Source organism: Acinetobacter sp. NBRC 110496 (assembly GCF_000876115.1).
Classification (GTDB): domain Bacteria; phylum Pseudomonadota; class Gammaproteobacteria; order Pseudomonadales; family Moraxellaceae; genus Acinetobacter.
In genome coordinates this window covers 16,136-33,673 of sequence record NZ_BBTF01000016.1, presented here as the reverse complement: position 1 = coordinate 33,673, position 17,538 = coordinate 16,136, and the positions used below count along the sequence as shown (strand labels likewise).

Below are 17,538 nucleotides of genomic sequence, written 5' to 3'. Positions count from 1 at the left end.
GTTATGCTTACATATTTGAAAGAATTGAATCTTTCACTTGATCCATGGTGGCATCAATTGACAGCATCACCGCATCAGCACATTGCTTGATTGCAGTATCTGGGTCTTTTAAGCCATTACCCGTTACGGTACATACGATCACTGAACCCTCAGCAATTTTGCCTGCTTTAAGATCACGGATTGCGCCACCAATTGACGCAGCAGAAGCAGGTTCAACAAACACACCCTCGTACATTGAGAGGAGGCGTTGTGCTTCTAAAATTTCAGCATCAGTCAGTTCATCAAACCAACCTTTAGAATCACGTACCACAGCTTTGGCATGGTTCCAGCTTTGTGGATTACCAATACGAATCGCTGTTGCAACCGTTTCAGGGTTCTCCACTGGTGCACCACGTAAGAATGGCGCAGCACCAGAGGCTTGATAACCCACCATAGTCGGTAAACCTTCTGGTTTAGGACCTGTGAATTGATCTGTCGCAGCATCATAAATCACTTGTTCAAACTGATCTGCTGGCTGGTTGGCAACCGCTTCGGTATAACCCATCCAGTGTGCAGTGATGTTCCCCGCATTACCCACTGGTAAGCAGTGATAATCAGGCGCACGGCCAAGCGCTTCTACGATTTCATAAGCAATGGTTTTTTGACCTTGCAAACGGTAAGGGTTGATTGAGTTTACAATCGTTACTGGTGCCTGATCTGCAACTTCTTTGACCAAACGCATACCATCATCAAAGTTACCGCGGATTTGCATGGTAATCGCACCATACATCATTGCTTGCGCCATTTTACCCATGGCAATTTTGCCTTCTGGGATCAGGACGAATGCTTTAATGCCTGCACGTGCTGCATAAGCCGCTGCCGCTGCCGAAGTATTACCTGTAGAGGCACAGATAATTGCTTTAGAGCCTTCTTCAACTGCTTTGGTCACCGCCATGGTCATACCACGGTCTTTAAATGAACCAGTCGGGTTCAGACCTTCGTATTTCACATAGATTTCGACGTTTTTGCCAATAATACGTGGAATGTTCTCGAGTTTAATTAGTGGAGTATTACCTTCACCTAAAGAAATTGCACGTGTAGTTGCAGACACGGGTAAACGGTCACGGTAACGATCTACAAGACCAGTATAACGATTGGCATTCGACATGATGGTGTTCCAATATAAGGTAGAGAGAAAATCCCTCCCAACCTCCCTTTTCCAAAGGGAGGAGTTCCCCCTCTTTATTGAGGGGTGAGGGGAGATTTAAACTGATTAACTATCGAGCGATTCTAAACGAATTCTTACGATTTCGCCACGAATTGCAGGTAATGCTTGAATTTGTGCAAGTGCTTCATCCATTTTTGATTCAACAATCGGATCTGTCAAAATTACGATTGGAATCAAGTCTTTCAAGCGTGATTGCTGCATGATGGCATCAATACTAATACCAGCACGGCTGAGAATGGTTGTGACATCTGCCAAGACACCGGTCTGATCTTCAGCATTGAGACGAATATAATAACCTGTGGTCATTTCTTCGCGGCTTAAGATTGGCACATTGGTCAGTGCTTCAAAGGCAAGCTGAGGAATAGTACCTGCACCATCTTCGGTATAAGAAATATCACGCACGATATCAATGACATCGGCAACTACAGCTGAGGCAGTTGGGCCTGCACCTGCGCCTGCACCATAATATAAGGTTGGGCCGACCGCATTGGCTTGAACCAATACCGCATTTTTCACGCCATTGACGTTGGCGATGAGCTCTTCCGCAGGGATCAGCGTTGGGTGAACACGTAATTCAATACCGTGTTCGGCACGACGTGCAATACCTAAATGCTTAATGCGGAAACCAAGCTCTTCTGCATATTTAACATCTTGAGCGGTGATTTTGCTGATGCCTTCGGTATAGACCTTATTAAACTGTAATGGAATACCAAAAGCACATGACGCCAGAATGGTAAGTTTGTGCGCAGCATCAATCCCTTCTACATCAAAGGTTGGATCTGCTTCGGCATAGCCCAGTTCTTGCGCTTCTTTTAATACATCTTCAAAAGCACGACCCTTTTCGCGCATTTCAGTCAGAATGAAGTTGCCTGTGCCATTAATGATGCCTGCAAGCCATTCAATATGGTTTGCTGCAAGACCTTCACGAATCACTTTAATAATTGGAATCCCGCCTGCAACCGCTGCTTCATAAGCGATTTGCACGGCATTGTCTTCAGCCGCTTTAAATAATTCATTGCCATGTTCAGCAAGTAAGGCTTTGTTTGCGGTGACAACTTGTTTGCCATGTTTAATGGCTTCCATGATGACTTCATAGGCAGGATGAATCCCTCCCATGACTTCAACCACAACATCAACATCAACTTGACGTACGATGTCCATCAAGTCATCACTTTGTTTGATTCCTTCGAGTTGTAAATCTGGACGTGGACGGCGTGTGCCTACGTGTGTAATTTGAATTTCTCGACCGGTACGGCGTTTAATTTCCGCAGCATTTTCTTGTAGTAATTTAAGGGCTCCACCACCTACAGTACCAAGACCGAGTATCGCCAGACGAACTGGTTTCACGTCACACTCCATTATATTCAATCATTTTAATGAAGCTTGATCATAGCTAAAAAAGTGCGCAGACACTAGGGTCTGTTGTCACTTTATAAATGAATTGCGTTGATGGCTGAAAATCCTTCAGACTAGGCATGAAACGTAGGGAGTGACATTCCCTTGCCAAGTTTCATAACGACGTATGAGGGAGTTTTAGCCACAACCCTGTGGGACAGGGAGATTTTTGGCACTTCTGCGTTATCTTGCGCAACTTTAGCCGTTGCTCATTATTTAGAGAGACTAAATTTCACAATCCATGCCTTGTATCGCCTAAAAATCTCCTCTGTCGCAATCATGGATAAAGTGGTAACAGACCTTATCCCGATCATCTTTAATCTGTCGCCCGAGTCTTTGTTATTTTGCGGTGTTATTTTCGCTTATTTGTTTAAGCGTTGTACGATTTCTTCAGGGGTCATATAGCCACCTAAATACTCACCATCGACGTTATAGATTGCAGGTGTGCCATTGACCCCCATGTTTAAGCCCAATTGATATTGGTCACGTACTGGGTTTTTACATTCTGCCGCCGAAACGGGTAAGCCTTTGGCTGCTTGGTCAAAGGCAGCCTTACGGTCTTGGCTACACCAGATGGCTTGCATGGTTGGCATGAATTGTTCACCACGTGGCCATGCGATGTAACGGACTTCAATGCCTTTGGCATTAATTTCTGCTAAATGTTCATGCAGTTTATGGCAATAAGGGCAGCTCGAATCAGTAAATACATAGATCACATGCTTGGCTTTACCGCCCTGTGCAGGGTAAACAATCAGATCTTCGGTTTTCAGCGCCGCTAAATGTTTTTTATTTTCGGTTGCTTGTAAGGCATCACTGACATTATGCAGTTGTTTGTCGCCTAAACGAACCACATCCCCTTGGATAATGTATTGACCGTCAGCAGTTGCATAAACGGAACCCATGCCTTCGAGGCTGATCCAGTATAAGTTTGGAACTTCAGTTTTCTTCACCGCAAGAATCTTGGCATTGATATTGGCGGTTTTGAAATGTTTTTCTAAGGTAGAGACTAAACGCTGCTGTGCATTGCGCTCATTTAAGGTTGAAGCTTCACCTGTCGCAGGTGCACTTGCTGTGAGTGCATCTTGTTTTTGTGCTGAGTTTTCTTTTGAGCAAGCACTGACTAATAATGTTGATGCTAATGTACAAGCAATTACAAGCTGAGACCGAGTAAACAACATATAGAACCTTTTTTGTACGAATTCATTTGTATAAGGGGCCTAGCATAACAAAAAAAATGAATTACTTCGTTAAATCTTGCATAGGCTCTGTGAACGGAATCAAATTTTAGCGGGCTCCTCGATAAAAGGTGGTTTTATCCCCGTGGGTGGTATTTGCCATGTAACGCCTGCATGCGATGTTGTGCGACATGGGTATAGATTTGTGTGGTGGAAAGATCACTGTGTCCAAGTAACATTTGTACTATGCGCAGATCCGCACCGTGATTAAGCAAGTGGGTGGCAAAGGCATGACGTAGGGTATGCGGGGAGAGCTCTGCTTGGATATTGGCCTGTAAGGCGTAACGTTTAATTGCATACCAGAAATTTTGTCGACTCATGATGCCGCCATGCTGGGTTAAAAACAGGTAATCAGTGTTACTTTTATACAGATGTGGACGTGATTCAACTAAATATTTTTCAATCCAGTCACAGGCAAATTGTCCCAATGGTACGAGGCGCTCTTTATTACCTTTTCCCGTGATTCGTACAAAGCCCTGTTTTAAATTGATCAGTTCCAAACGTAAATTGAGTAATTCGGAAACGCGTAAACCACAGGCATACAGAACTTCAAACATGGCCCGGTCACGTAAGCCTAAAGCTGTGTTGATGTCAGGTGCATTGATCAATGCTTCTACATCTTGTTCAGATAAATCCTTGGGCAAAGCACGTCCAATTTTAGGAGAATGGTGGTTGGCAACCGGATTATCGTCGCGTAGCTTTTGTTCTCTTAAAAACTTATAAAACTGTCTTAACGCAGATAGGCAACGTGCAATTGAGCGTGGGCTTTTACCCGCTTTGGTGAGTGCAATCAGCACATCGGCGATGTCGTCACTGGACCATTGCGGTAATGCTGCTGTTGGATGTAATTCACTACATTGGATCAGATCGGACAAATAGGCATTACGGGTATGTGGGCTCACTGTTTGAGCCACCAGATAATCCCGAAAACCCTGTAAAAAACTCAAATGTTCCGGGATATGGATTGCAGCAGGAATACGTGGCTTTTTATTTAACATAGGATGTTGAAAGCTTGGCTAGGTGAAAATTGGAGGTCAATATTTTGGGCCGAGTATGACCCTGATTTATTTTTGATTGTCTTGCACTGTAAAAGAAAAATGATTTGTTGTCGATCTGTCACAGCGGTAAATGCCACTGAGATTGGTTTTGGTAATTATTCTCATTTGCTTGTATACTAGCAAAAAAGGGTTAAGGGTTAGAAGCGGTGCGATTGTCAGCATTAAAAGTCAAGCAAACAGCGATGATTACCAAAGTCAATCGCGTGGTCGATGAGACAGAACAGCCAGATTTAGTTGCAGTTCGTTTAGAAAGTTTAGGCTTTGTGCCGGGTACGCAAGTACAGGTGGTTACCAAGGGGGTCTTTGGTGGAGATCCAATTCTAATCCAGCTCGGTTTTACGCGTTTTGCGTTACGAAAAGCGGAAGCGGATAAAATTGAAATTCAACTTGAAGGAGCACCTGCATGAGTGATGCGTTACGTGTTGCCCTTGTGGGAAATCCAAACTGTGGTAAGACATCTTTATTTAACCATTTAACCGGTACACGCCAAAAAGTTGCCAACTATGCGGGTGTCACCGTTGAACGCAAAGTCGGGCATTTTCAGCTCCCTTCTGGAAAAGCAGTGCGTGTCCTGGATTTGCCAGGCACCTATAGCCTTCAGGCCACCAGTCCTGATGAAGAAATTACCCGTGATGTTTGTCGAGGTAAAATTGCGGAAGAAGGGCAACAAGATGCTTTTTTGTGTGTGGTGGATGCAACTAACTTAAAACTACATCTTGGTTTGGTGCTGGAAATTATTGAGTTGGGTCGCCCTATCCTTGTGGTTTTGAACATGATGGATGAGGCACGTCGTCGTGGTATCCAGATCAATACGCAAAAGCTTTCTGAGCGTCTTGGCGTACCAGTGGTTGAAACGGTTGCAGTACGCAGTTCAGGTATCGAAAATTTATTGCATGCTCTTGATCAAGGCAAGTATGCGATTCCTCAGACTGAACTCAGTGGTCTGGCAGGCAGTTCACATCAAAAAATTGAAGCGATTTTTAAAGATGTCGTGAACTTTGTTGATCAGGAAGACAAGCGTACCGATTTTCTGGACAAGATTTTTTTACATCCAGTGTTGGGCTTGTTGAGTCTGGCGATCATGATGTTTATCGTTTTCCAAGCGGTGTTTTCATGGGCTGAACCATTTAAGGGCGCAATCGAAGATGGTGTGGTGCCTTGGTTGGGCGAATGGTTGACAGAAACGATTAGCCATCCTGTACTACAAAGTTTATTGGTTGACGGTGTGCTGGCTGGTGCAGGAACCGTGATTGCGTTCTTACCGCAAATTTTAATTTTATTCTTCTTTATTCTGGTTCTGGAAGAATCTGGTTATCTGCCTCGTGCGGCATTTTTACTGGATAAGTTAATGTTTAAAGCAGGGTTAAGTGGTCGTTCTTTTATCCCGTTGTTATCGAGTTTTGCCTGTGCAATTCCAGGGATTATGGCAACCCGTAGTATTAGTGATCCACGTGATCGTTTTACCACGATCATGGTTGCACCTTTGATGACCTGTTCTGCGCGCTTACCTGTTTATGCCCTGTTGATTGGTGCATTTATTCCAAGTGAAACCGTACTGGGTATTTTCAATTTACAAGGTCTTGTACTGTTTGGTTTATACATGGCTGGTATTGTGAGTGCGCTGTGTGTTGCGTTTGTGATGAAGTTTTTGCAAAAAGACAAAACACAGCATGCGTTGCTGATGGAGTTACCAAGTTACCGTTTCCCTGATATGAGAAGTGTTGCAATTGGTCTATTAGAGCGCGCAAAAATTTTCTTACGCCGCGTTGGTGGCATTATTGTGGCATTGACGATCATTTTGTGGTTCCTGTGTACCTTCCCGCAAGCACCGGAAGGGGCGACACAGCCTGCGATTGATTATAGTCTGGCGGGGATGCTTGGGCATTTATTGCATCCAGTTTTTGCCCCCTTAGGTTTTAACTGGCAAATTGTAGTGGCATTGATTCCAGCCATGGCGGCACGTGAAGTTGTAGTTGCTGCTTTGGGCACAGTCTATGCCTTATCAGGAGCAGATGATGATGCTGTTGCGCAAGGTTTGACGCATCTGATCAGTGCGGATGGCTCGGGTTGGTCCTTAGCAACAGGCTTGTCATTATTGGTTTGGTTTATCTATGCGCCACATTGTTTAGCTACTTTAGCAACGGTACGCCGTGAAACAGGTTCATGGAAGCATGTGGCAGTCATGACGGTATATCTGTTTGGTTTGGCTTATTTAATGTCGTTCTTCACCTACCAAATTGCATCACGCATTTGGGGCTAAGAAAACTCACCTCTCTTTAAAAAGGGAGGAAACCATTGGAGAGAGGCTTATGTTTGAGTACTTGATTGTTGCTGTGTTGGTGCTGTGGAGTGCTGTTGTAGTCTTTAAGAAGGTGTTTCCTCAAACAGCAAGTTCAGTATTTCTAGCTCTGTCAAACCTTTGCCAGCGGTTAGGTTGGCAACGTTTGGCAACGTGGTTAAAACCTAAAATGGCAGTGGGCTGTGGTGGTGGTTGCGGTTGCTCAACCGATGAGGCTGAAACCAAAAAGCCAGAAACTATTCAAACGGTCAAATGGCGTTAATATTAAAAAGATTGCCCATCATTTGATGGGCAATCTTTTTGGAATAAAAAAAAGCTAACTTCATACAAATCATTTAGCTTAAACACAAATGATTGTATTGGCTTAGGACGATTGCTGACATCATTTCCTCTAGTTTTGTACATCAATATTTATAAAAACGGATTATCACGGTGTTCATGTCTTATCTTGCTGGATTTATGCTTATCGTGAGAGTGCTGAATTTAAATGCTGGTAACAGGGCTTTAAGCCTGTGGATTAGGGGGGCTTGGTTTTATTAGGGATTCGCTTTTTTATATAGATTTAAGTTTTTACGCACGGACACAAAAAAGATTGAATAAAACTAAAACTGAAAAAGCATTTAAAACAGTAAAGTGCTAACATTTTTGCCATTCTGTGATCTGCAAAAAATGGGGCAAAAATGTTAATACAGCGTGGCGGGTTGAAAGTTGTGGCTGGCTTGGGAATTTCGGGGGTGTCGGCGGTTAACTTTCTGCATGAGCAAGGCTACCAAGTTGCAGTAACAGACTCGCGTGCGACTCCGCCGGGCCATGATCAAATTCCTTCAACTGTACGGACCAGTTTTGGCAAATTAGATACGGAACTGTTATTACAAGCAGAAGAAATCATTCTCAGTCCAGGGCTTGCACCGCAACTTCCGGAAATTCAGCAAGCGATTGAAAAAGGCATTCCAGTGGTTGGCGATATTCAATTACTACGCCGTGCCACAGAAGTTCCCATTGTTGCGATTACAGGCTCAAATGCAAAAAGCACCGTTACCACCTTAATGGGGTTGATGGCGCAAGAAGCGGGTAAAAAGGTTGCTGTGGGGGGGAATCTCGGACGTCCTGCATTGGATTTACTCAAAGACAAGCCAGAACTACTAATTTTAGAGCTATCAAGCTTTCAACTTGAAACCACATCACATTTGAATGCAGAGGTTGCTGTGGTGTTGAATATGAGTGAAGACCATCTGGATCGTCATGGTGATATGCTGGGCTATCACAAGGCCAAACACCGTATTTTCCAAGGCGTGAAAAAAGTGGTGTATAACCGTGATGACAACCTGAGTCGCCCTTTAGTTCCTGATGCAACAGCGATGCAAAGCTTTGGTTTGAATGCCCCAGACCTAAATCAGTACGGCGTGTTGCGCGATGCGGATGGCAGTATGTGGTTAGCGCGTGGCCGTGAGCGTTTACTTAAGACCTCTGAAATGTATATTCAAGGCATGCACAACGTTGCCAATGCTTTGGCGTGTTTGGCATTGGGTGAGGCGATTGGTTTGCCAACGGCATCTATGCTAGAAACCTTAAAGCATTTTAAAGGATTGGAACATCGTTGCGAGTATGTCGACACAATTGATGGTGTGCGCTATTACAATGATTCTAAAGGTACCAATGTCGGTGCAACCCTGGCCGCGATTGATGGCTTGGGGGTAGCAATTGAAGTGAAAAAAGGTAAGCTGGCTTTGATTTTAGGTGGTCAAGGCAAAGGTCAAGACTTTAAACCTTTGCGTGAAGCCATTCAGAAATATGTGAAATCTGTTATTTTGATTGGTGAAGATGCAGCGGTGATTGAGCAAGCGATTCAGGGTGCGACAGCCATTCAGCATGCACAGAGTTTAAAAGAAGCGGTGGCATTGGCACAGAAAAATACGCAAGCTGAAGATGTCGTATTGCTCTCACCAGCGTGTGCCAGCTTTGATATGTTTAAAAGTTACAATGATCGTGGACAGCAATTCGTGGCATGCGTCCATGCGTTGAATGACAAGAACAACTAGGAACAGAATTATGGCGGATTTAGCCCCAAATACGGTGCAAAAGATTTCGCAATTGCTCAATCGTTTGCCCAAGCTGCCCGCAGAAATGACGGCACGAAATATTCTGATCTTTTGTGTGATTGCATTACTGTGTTTCGGTTCGGTCATGGTCGCGTCGGCTTCAATGCCCTATGCGGAATATATTCATGAAAGCCCATTTTATTTCCTGATTCGTCACGGCATTTCAATTGTCGTGGCAGCGGTGGTCGCATTCCTGACGTATCGGGTGTCATTGAATCTGTGGTTTAAAAATGCCTTTCCATTATGGCTCATTACTATTGTGTTGCTATTGGCGGTGTTGGTGGTGGGTTCCGAAGTGAACGGGGCGCATCGTTGGATCAAGGTCGGTGGTTTTACCTTGCAGCCGACTGAAATTGCCAAGATTGTGATGGCGATTTTCACTGCAGATTACGTGGTACGCCGTGCTAAAGAGGTGCGAACGCACTGGAAAGGTTTATTGCGTCTGAGTGGTGTGATGGCTTTAACCGTGGGGTTTATCGTAGCCGAGCCTGACTTGGGGGCAACCGTCGTTATCGTGTTAATGATGGTGGGGGTGTTCTTCTTGGCGGGGGCACCTGCCACGCAGTTCTTGATCATGCTGGGTGCAATCTTTGCAGGTGTCAGTGCACTGATTATCTTTGAACCGTTCCGTTTCCAGCGTTTGATTTCATTTACCAACCCATGGGCTGATCCATTGGGTGTGGGTTATCAGCTTTCCAATGCCTTGATGGCCTTTGGTCGTGGTGAATGGTTTGGAACTGGCTTGGGTCATAGTGTGCAGAAGCTTTCTTATTTGCCTGAAGCCCATACCGACTTTATGCTGGCGGTTTTAGGGGAAGAGTTCGGTTTCTTTGGTGTGACGGTGGTGATGCTGCTGTCTTTTACCATGTTGGCTTGTTGTATTCGTATTGGTCATCGTGCTTTACAGCATAATTATTTACGTGCTGGTTATTTGGCCTACGGGATTAGCATCATTTTCCTGATGCAGATTCTGGTAAATGCGGGCATGAACATGGGGCTAATGCCAACCAAAGGTTTGACTCTGCCTTTCATTAGTTATGGTGGTACATCATTGATGATGTGTGCTGCGATGATCAGTTTAATCCTGAAAATTGATGCATCGACACAAGAGCTGAACCCTGTGAAAGAAGAGTCGAATTTCTAGGATATTCAAACAAATAAAAAAGCCCTGTCATGATGCAGGGCTTTTTTATTGCTTATAAATAGGTACCAGTTAAATGAATGCCTTTCGGAATTAAATTCACATCCCACTGCTGCACGGCCTGTTGTAGCATGATACGTGGCTGATCCAGTTCAACAGATGCTTGTCCCAAAGCTAGAATAGCCTGATGCAGAAGTTCGGGCGCTTGGCTGATATCAAGGGCTTGTGCCAGATTTTGTTTAGACAGTTTTTGGCCCTGATCATTCATAGCCAGCGGGAGATGCATATAACTTAGGGCAGGATAATTGAGTAAAGACCCTAGCCAGATTTGTCGAGCTGTATTGTCGAGTAGATCTGCACCACGCACCACATGGGTAATGCCTTGCAGATAATCATCGACCACCACTGCCAATTGATAGCTGATAATGCCATCACGACGCTTTAATACAAAATCACCAAGCTCATGCTGTAAGTTAGAACATTGTCGACCTTGTAAACGGTCCTCAAAACAAATCTGTTGATCAGTAACCTTTAAGCGAATCGCTTGATCAGTAAACGCTAAATTTAAATCGCGGCAAGTCCCGGCATAGATATGATTGGAACCCAGCATTTTACGGGTACATTGGCAGGCATAAATCGCATCGAATTGCTTGAGTTGCTCAAGCACCTGCTCATAGATCTCGAAACGATCTTTTTGAAAAATAATCTCTGCATCGGGTTCAAATTGAAAGGCATCGAGACATGCGAGAATATGTGTTTCGCTATCGGGATAAATGCGGGGGATATCGGTATCTTCAATTCGAACCAGCCAGTGGCCGTGATGGGCTTTGGCATCGCAATAACTGGCAACTGCGGTGAGCAGGGAGCCAAAATGCAAGGGGCCGGTTGGCGATGGCGCAAATCGTCCTATATAAGACATAAAGATTAAATGGTCGTGTGTTTTTAATCTTCCCCCAGACCCCTCCTTTATAAAGGAGGGGAGTACTCGAACATTATAAGTTTCTAAATTCTCAGTACTCCTCCCTTTTTAAAGGGAGGTTGGGAGGGATTATTAACCGTTGTTTTGCTTTTCTTTGATTTCAGCCAAAGTTTTGCAATCGATACATAATGTTGCAGTTGGACGAGCTTCTAAACGACGTAAGCCAATCTCGATACCACACGTTTCACAGAAACCATAGTCTTCGTTTTGAATCGCTTCAATCGATTGTTCGATTTTACGAATGAGTTTACGTTCACGATCACGTGTGCGTAGCTCAATTGCAAATTCTTCTTCTTGCGTCGCGCGGTCATTGACGTCTGGCAATGCGCTCGATTCGTCCTGCATCGTATTTAAAGTACGATCAACCTCAGACATTAACTCTGCTTTCCAGGCATTTAAAATTTGGCGGAAATGCTCAAGTTGTCCTTCAGACATATATTCTTCATTTTTCTTCGGCTGATAAGGGGCAATTCCAAACAGACTAGCAGTTGTACCACCTTCTGAAGCCTTCGGTTTGGTTTTACGGACACGTTTCGCCGATTTCAGATCATCAATCACTTCTGTCGGTTCGTCCAAGACTTGATTTTGGTTGTCATTCGCCATATAGGGCATTCCTCATCTTACACGTACTATCTATACGCAAAAAATATGGTGATATGCAAGTGTTTTTATAGAAACCTGAGATGGTTTTTCCCATCAAGGGTCGACATCATATAGAGTTTTTGAGCAAGATGGTAGTCATTGCCGTCTAGATTTTGTGAGAATTCGACAATGTAATTTGTAATCAAAAGTTTTAGGAACTGCTGCTATTTCAGCCATGCATTGTGTTATAGGCTAAAACAACATAAACAAGGCATGAAATACAGACAATGGCGATTCCCTTGTCAAGTTTCATAACGCAGTTTAGGGATGTTTTAGCCATAACCCTGCGGGGCAGGGAGATTTTTTGTCGCTACGATGTTAGGTTTTGTTTACTGAGAATGACTAAGCTTCACAAAACCTGCCTTGTACCGTCTAAAAAATATCCTCTGCCACAAGCATCTGTGAAATGTCAGCAGTCCCTAATCATATCCCAGAACTTCGGAACTGTTCATTCGTTGCGAAGTGGGTAAGCGATAGACCTGAGTTTCCAATTCACCATTGGCTTTGAGACGAATAAAGCGATAGCCCGGATGTTCTTCATCCAGAGCAAATTTATCACTCTTTGGCTTGAATTGAATACAGGTTGACGGCGTGGATAAAAACTCAATCCCTTGCCATGTATTAATCGAATCCTGATGCACATGACCGCAGACAATTGCTTTGACGTTGGAAAAGGGCTGGATCGTTTCCAGTAGGTCAGATGAGTTTTTGAGTTTGTGCTGATCTATCCATGCTGACTGCATCGCAAAAGGATGGTGATGACAAGCAATAATCACATGACGATCAGGGTATTGAATCAACAACTGGGTGAGTTGCTGTAATTGTTGCTCAGCAATTTTACCGTCAATACGCTTGGGCTGTGCACTATTCAATAAAATAATGCACCATTGCCCTAATTCAATCACGGTTGGCTGTGCCTGATCTGCTTCATGAAATGGGAAATGCGAGACATCGTCATGATTGCCTGGTGTCTGGAAAAAGGGGATTCCCAGGCTTTGCATATGCTGGACATAGCGCTTATAGGTTAATGGGGTTGGTGATTGTGCCAAGTCCCCAGTATGTACAATCAGGTCAATATGAGGGTGTTGTTGGCGCATCAAGTCGATTACAGCATGAAAACTTTGTTCGGGCTGCATGCCGACAAATTCTAAATGGGGATACTCGAGTAAATGTGTATCAGTAATCTGTATCATCACAAAATCTTGTTGCGATAATGATGAGACTTGGAAAGTCACCGTCTTTAGCCCCTTCAGATTTTTATCTTTGTTGTATATGTTGAGACAGCCACTGCAATGCCATGATTACAGGTGCGTTTCTCAACCGCCCGTTATTTAATAATGCTTCTAATGCGGAATAATCAAATAGATGGAGTTGAATATTTTCACCCTCATCCGGCATTCCAAAAATGCCCCCGTCTTTTGGTAAATCAACTTCTGCAACATATAAATGAAAAAATTCAGAGCATGCACCAGCAGAAGGGTAGAAGCTAAATAAATGTTTTAATGTCGTGATCTCACAGCCTGATTCTTCAAGACTTTCACGGCGGATACAGTTTTCAGGAGATTCATCTCCATCGAGTACCCCTGCAATAATCTCGAGTTGCCATGGAGAAACAGGATCATTCAACGCACCGACACGGAATTGCTCAATCAATGCAAAACGTTGTTGTTGGTCATTATAAAGTAAAACGCCCGCAGCTTCTGGACGATGAACCAATTCACGTTGAATTAAAGTTGAATAATCTTCTCGGTAAAATAACCGGTGTTTTAAACTCACTTTCTCAACTTGAATAAACCCTCGAAATAGAGGCTCTCGAGATTCTATCGTTACGTCGGTTGCTGAGTAGCTGGCGTGGTCAAGAATAGTCATCTTCAATCAGGATGAGATTGTACATATCTCATCCTAACCGAGAATGATTCGCAGGAAAATCTTTTTTTAGTCGATTTACACTTTGTGGTACAATTTTTGACCATGTTCCTGATAAGCGGTTTTCATGGCATTGAGACCTGCTTCAACTTCTGTTTCAGCATCGTTTGACTGCTTGGCATTGTGTTGATTTTGCGCATAATCTCGCACATTCTGTGTGATTTTCATGGAACAGAATTTGGGTCCGCACATGGAACAGAAATGTGCCGACTTATGGGCTTCTTTTGGCAGCGTTTCATCATGCATGCTACGTGCTGTATCAGGATCCAGACTTAAATTGAACTGATCATCCCAACGGAATTCAAAGCGTGCTTTGGATAAGGCATTATCACGTACTTGTGCCCCCGGATGGCCTTTGGCCAAGTCAGCGGCATGTGCGGCAATCTTATAGGTGATGATGCCATCTTTGACGTCTTTTTTATTGGGTAAGCCCAAATGCTCTTTGGGTGTGACGTAACATAACATGGCTGTGCCGTACCAACCGATCATTGCCGCCCCAATCGCAGACGTAATATGGTCATAGCCGGGGGCGATATCGGTGGTCAGTGGTCCAAGCGTATAGAACGGTGCTTCTTTACAGACTTCAAGTTGCAGATCCATATTTTCCTTAATCATATGCATTGGCACATGCCCCGGACCTTCAATCATCACCTGCACATCGTGTTCCCAAGCGCGATGGGTGAGTTCGCCTAGGGTTTTTAGTTCACTAAACTGCGCTTCATCATTGGCATCTTGTACACAGCCTGGACGTAGACCATCACCTAAACTGAAGGATACGTCATAGGCTTTCATGATCTCGCAGATTTCATCAAAATGGGTGTACAGGAAGTTTTCTTGGTGATGTGCCAGACACCATTGCGCCATAATCGAACCGCCCCGAGAGACAATCCCTGTCAGACGATTCGCTGTCATGGGTACATAACGCAGTAATACACCTGCATGGATCGTAAAATAATCCACGCCTTGTTCCGCTTGTTCAATCAGGGTGTCTTTAAAGATCTCCCAAGTGAGGTCTTCAGCCACACCATCGACTTTTTCCAAAGCTTGGTAGATCGGAACGGTCCCGATTGGAACAGGGGAGTTGCGGATGATCCATTCTCGGGTTTCATGGATATTCTTACCTGTTGATAAGTCCATGATGGTGTCAGCGCCCCAACGGGTTGCCCAGGTCATCTTCGCGACCTCTTCATCAATGGAGGAGCCAAGCGCAGAGTTGCCGATATTGGCATTGATCTTCACCAGAAAGTTACGACCAATAATCATGGGTTCGCATTCTGGATGATTGATATTGGCTGGGATAATGGCACGACCAGCAGCGACTTCCTGACGTACAAACTCAGGGGTAATTTCTGTTAAATTCTGCGCCCCGAAATTTTGACCTGCATGTTGACGCATATCCACACCCTCACCTTGGCGCTGGTTTTCTCGAATCGCAATATATTCCATTTCAGGGGTAATAATACCCTGCTTGGCATAATGCATTTGTGTCACGTTTTTGTTTGCTTGTGCGCGGCGTGGGTTTTGAATATGAGCAAAACGAATGTCAGCAGTACGGATATCTTTTAAACGGGCTTGGCCAAACGCAGAACTCAGACCAGAAAGTACATCGGTATCTTGACGTTCTTCAATCCATGCTTGACGGACCAAGGGTAAGCCTTTATTTAAGTCGATCTGTACATTTGGATCGGTATATACCCCAGAGGTATCATAGACCATGACGGCTGGGTTGTGTTCACCCCCTAAGCCCGTCGGTGTTTCGGTTAAGCTGATTTCACGGAAAGGCACCTGGATATCAGGGCGAGAACCTTCAACATAAACCTTGCGGGATGCAGGTAAAATACGGGTTAAATCTTTAGCGTCTTGCTCATGTTGAGCGGAGATGTCAGCAGGGGAAAGATTCGTTAATTGGTTCATGGCATGATCCTTATGTATGGCATTAACGAATCAAGCACGACCAAAAACAATGGCGGATTTATCTCTATGATAAATAAAGGCTAAGTTTTTGCTGGGCTTGATTCCTACGCAGGTGTTAACCTGATCAGGTTCAACGGTACTCATCTTTAAATCAGGTGATTAAGATAATCTCAGCAGTTGATTAACTGCGCTCCGTCAAGCTAGGCATTTAGACTAACAGATTTTTTAGTTTTTGTTGTATCAATTCATGCTCATCTCTCAGCAGCAAATCCATGCTATTGTCATAAAACTTTCATCATTTCTATGTTCTAATCACCAATCATTTTTTCCATGTGTCTAGTGGAGGCATACTGTGAGCCCAAGCAATCCTGTGTTAAGTCATCATATTTCTTCACAATTTAATGAAGACTTGCAAGATGTGCATACCAAGTTTATGACCATGGGGGGATTGGTAGAGCAGCAAGTTGCTAACTCAATTCATGCTTTATTAGACACAGATGCTAATTTAGCGATAGATGTTCAGTTCAAAGACAATGCGGTAAATCAGTTTGAGCGTGATATTGATGAAGGTTTAACCTTAATTCTTGCACGCCGTCATCCTGCCGCGATTGATTTACGTATGGTCATTGCAATGAGTAAGGCCAATACAGATTTGGAACGTATCGGTGATGAAGCTGCAAAAATTGCCCGTATTGCACAAAACCTTTGTGAAGAAGGTGAGTCGCCACGTGGTTATATGGAAACACGTCATATTGGTAATCAGGTTCGTGTCATGATTCATGATGCATTAGATGCATTTGCTCGTTTAGATGTTGAACAAGCGTTGAAAGTAGTAATGGCGGATGTCGATATTGACCGTGAATATCAATCGGCGACACGGACCTTAATGACTTATATGATAGAGGACCCTCGTCATATTGCACGCGTGATTAATGTCATGTGGGTACTGCGCTCCTTGGAACGTATTGGCGATCATGCCCGTAACATTTCAGAGCAAGTGATTTATATGGCGAAAGGGATGGATGTACGTCATACCAGCATCGAAGAAATTGAACAGAAAGTACATCAAAAATAAGCGTAAAAATAAAATAACTTTAGACCGCCCGATACCGGGTGGTTTTTTATTTATAGGGTATACAAATAAAAAAATCCCAGACTTCGGGGGAAAGTCTGGGAGAGAAATATCATGCGTTACGTGAGATATCAACGTATCTCTTTGTCCTTCTGCATACAACTATAGGCTGAGCTGATGGATGTGTCATGTAGACAACTGTGTATACTCTGTAAGGCTTTATTACTTATGTAAATATCACGTAAAAAGAGAGCCGTTTTCAGCTCTCTTTCTATCGTAAGTTAAACCGAGTTACTTATTTCTCTTCGGTCCAGCCTTCAGCTTTTTCGACGCTTTCATCGTTATTGAAAAACTTCTCGCGCTGTTCTTCAAGAAACTTTTTCGCATCCGGTTCAAACACGTTTAAGCGTTTTTCATTAATGAGCGTGGTTTGGTGTTTTAACCATTCCTGCCATGCCTGTTTGGAAACCGTTTCAAATAACTCTTGGCCCTTGGCTCCAGGGAAGGGAGCAAAGTCTAAACCTTCAAGTTCTTGTTTGTATTTACGGCAAAAGACTTGTCTAGTCATTGT

Annotated in this window: 16 protein-coding genes and 1 riboswitch; of the genes, 6 read left to right on the top strand and 10 right to left on the bottom strand. The window is 43.9% G+C overall.

Annotated elements, in window-relative coordinates:
• Positions 1-7: 7 nt before the first annotated feature.
• The 4 genes from thrC to xerD form a co-directional block, all read right to left on the bottom strand.
• Positions 8-1,147, bottom strand: a complete 1,140-nt coding sequence (gene thrC, locus Aba26S_RS09930; RefSeq protein ID WP_004802157.1) for a threonine synthase — start codon at positions 1,145-1,147, stop codon at positions 8-10.
• A gap of 105 nt (positions 1,148-1,252) precedes the next feature.
• Positions 1,253-2,554 (bottom strand): homoserine dehydrogenase, encoded by a 1,302-nt coding sequence (locus Aba26S_RS09925; protein WP_005240221.1) that lies wholly within the window; start codon positions 2,552-2,554, stop codon positions 1,253-1,255.
• A 410-nt stretch (positions 2,555-2,964) separates the two neighbouring features.
• Positions 2,965-3,780 (bottom strand): DsbC family protein, encoded by an 816-nt coding sequence (locus Aba26S_RS09920; RefSeq protein WP_005240219.1) that lies wholly within the window; start codon positions 3,778-3,780, stop codon positions 2,965-2,967.
• 134 nt (positions 3,781-3,914) lie between these two features.
• Entirely contained in the window at positions 3,915-4,835 is a 921-nt protein-coding gene (xerD, locus tag Aba26S_RS09915) for a site-specific tyrosine recombinase XerD (RefSeq protein ID WP_005240217.1), read from the bottom strand.
• 206 nt (positions 4,836-5,041) lie between these two features.
• On the opposite strand from xerD, the gene Aba26S_RS09910 reads away from it, so the two are divergent.
• The 5 genes from Aba26S_RS09910 (at position 5,042) to ftsW (ending at position 10,437) form a co-directional block, all read left to right on the top strand.
• Positions 5,042-5,302 (top strand): FeoA family protein, encoded by a 261-nt coding sequence (locus tag Aba26S_RS09910; protein ID WP_005240215.1) that lies wholly within the window; start codon positions 5,042-5,044, stop codon positions 5,300-5,302.
• Positions 5,299-7,155 (top strand): ferrous iron transporter B, encoded by a 1,857-nt coding sequence (locus tag Aba26S_RS09905; RefSeq protein ID WP_005240213.1) that lies wholly within the window; start codon positions 5,299-5,301, stop codon positions 7,153-7,155. The genes Aba26S_RS09910 and Aba26S_RS09905 overlap by 4 nt, the downstream gene beginning before the upstream one ends.
• A gap of 49 nt (positions 7,156-7,204) precedes the next feature.
• Positions 7,205-7,456 carry a DUF6587 family protein gene (locus tag Aba26S_RS09900; RefSeq protein WP_005240211.1) on the top strand — a complete coding sequence of 84 codons (252 nt, stop codon included), beginning with the start codon at positions 7,205-7,207 and terminating at the stop codon, positions 7,454-7,456.
• Positions 7,457-7,874: 418 nt separating this feature from the next.
• A complete protein-coding gene (gene murD, locus Aba26S_RS09895) occupies positions 7,875-9,233 on the top strand; it encodes a UDP-N-acetylmuramoyl-L-alanine--D-glutamate ligase (protein ID WP_005240210.1) in 1,359 nt (452 codons plus the stop codon).
• A gap of 10 nt (positions 9,234-9,243) precedes the next feature.
• Positions 9,244-10,437, top strand: a complete 1,194-nt coding sequence (gene ftsW / locus Aba26S_RS09890; protein ID WP_005240208.1) for a putative lipid II flippase FtsW — start codon at positions 9,244-9,246, stop codon at positions 10,435-10,437.
• A 52-nt stretch (positions 10,438-10,489) separates the two neighbouring features.
• Here the strand turns inward: ftsW and gluQRS are convergent, their stop codons facing one another.
• The 5 genes from gluQRS to thiC form a co-directional block, all read right to left on the bottom strand.
• Entirely contained in the window at positions 10,490-11,353 is an 864-nt protein-coding gene (gene gluQRS / locus Aba26S_RS09885) for a tRNA glutamyl-Q(34) synthetase GluQRS (protein WP_043971746.1), read from the bottom strand.
• 132 nt (positions 11,354-11,485) lie between these two features.
• The gene (dksA, locus tag Aba26S_RS09880) at positions 11,486-12,016 is read right to left on the bottom strand and encodes an RNA polymerase-binding protein DksA (protein ID WP_004656335.1); all 531 of its coding nucleotides are present in this window, start codon (positions 12,014-12,016) and stop codon (positions 11,486-11,488) included.
• A 458-nt stretch (positions 12,017-12,474) separates the two neighbouring features.
• Positions 12,475-13,290, bottom strand: a complete 816-nt coding sequence (gene cpdA / locus Aba26S_RS09875) for a 3',5'-cyclic-AMP phosphodiesterase (protein WP_005240204.1) — start codon at positions 13,288-13,290, stop codon at positions 12,475-12,477.
• Positions 13,291-13,312: 22 nt separating this feature from the next.
• Positions 13,313-13,924, bottom strand: a complete 612-nt coding sequence (locus tag Aba26S_RS09870; protein ID WP_005240202.1) for an NUDIX domain-containing protein — start codon at positions 13,922-13,924, stop codon at positions 13,313-13,315.
• 75 nt (positions 13,925-13,999) lie between these two features.
• Positions 14,000-15,895 (bottom strand): phosphomethylpyrimidine synthase ThiC, encoded by a 1,896-nt coding sequence (thiC, locus tag Aba26S_RS09865; RefSeq protein WP_005240201.1) that lies wholly within the window; start codon positions 15,893-15,895, stop codon positions 14,000-14,002.
• Positions 15,896-15,979: 84 nt separating this feature from the next.
• A riboswitch (TPP riboswitch) is annotated at positions 15,980-16,100 on the bottom strand.
• Between the two features lie 147 nt (positions 16,101-16,247).
• Here thiC and phoU point away from each other — a divergent pair.
• Entirely contained in the window at positions 16,248-16,970 is a 723-nt protein-coding gene (phoU, locus tag Aba26S_RS09860; RefSeq protein WP_005240197.1) for a phosphate signaling complex protein PhoU, read from the top strand.
• 292 nt (positions 16,971-17,262) lie between these two features.
• Here phoU and Aba26S_RS09855 read toward each other — a convergent pair whose 3' ends face one another.
• Positions 17,263-17,535 carry an oxidative damage protection protein gene (locus tag Aba26S_RS09855; RefSeq protein ID WP_005240196.1) on the bottom strand — a complete coding sequence of 91 codons (273 nt, stop codon included), beginning with the start codon at positions 17,533-17,535 and terminating at the stop codon, positions 17,263-17,265.
• Between the last annotated feature and the right edge of the window lie 3 nt (positions 17,536-17,538).

Coding starts and splice junctions, on each gene's coding strand:
- thrC (WP_004802157.1), bottom strand. CDS start 1,147: ATGTCGAATGCCAATCGTTATACTGGTCTTGTAGATCGTTACCGTGAC.
- Aba26S_RS09920 (WP_005240219.1), bottom strand. CDS start 3,780: ATGTTGTTTACTCGGTCTCAGCTTGTAATTGCTTGTACATTAGCATCA.
- xerD (WP_005240217.1), bottom strand. CDS start 4,835: ATGTTAAATAAAAAGCCACGTATTCCTGCTGCAATCCATATCCCGGAA.
- Aba26S_RS09905 (WP_005240213.1), top strand. CDS start 5,299: ATGAGTGATGCGTTACGTGTTGCCCTTGTGGGAAATCCAAACTGTGGT.
- Aba26S_RS09900 (WP_005240211.1), top strand. CDS start 7,205: ATGTTTGAGTACTTGATTGTTGCTGTGTTGGTGCTGTGGAGTGCTGTT.
- murD (WP_005240210.1), top strand. CDS start 7,875: ATGTTAATACAGCGTGGCGGGTTGAAAGTTGTGGCTGGCTTGGGAATT.
- ftsW (WP_005240208.1), top strand. CDS start 9,244: ATGGCGGATTTAGCCCCAAATACGGTGCAAAAGATTTCGCAATTGCTC.
- gluQRS (WP_043971746.1), bottom strand. CDS start 11,353: ATGTCTTATATAGGACGATTTGCGCCATCGCCAACCGGCCCCTTGCAT.
- dksA (WP_004656335.1), bottom strand. CDS start 12,016: ATGGCGAATGACAACCAAAATCAAGTCTTGGACGAACCGACAGAAGTG.
- Aba26S_RS09870 (WP_005240202.1), bottom strand. CDS start 13,924: ATGACTATTCTTGACCACGCCAGCTACTCAGCAACCGACGTAACGATA.
- thiC (WP_005240201.1), bottom strand. CDS start 15,895: ATGAACCAATTAACGAATCTTTCCCCTGCTGACATCTCCGCTCAACAT.
- Aba26S_RS09855 (WP_005240196.1), bottom strand. CDS start 17,535: ATGACTAGACAAGTCTTTTGCCGTAAATACAAACAAGAACTTGAAGGT.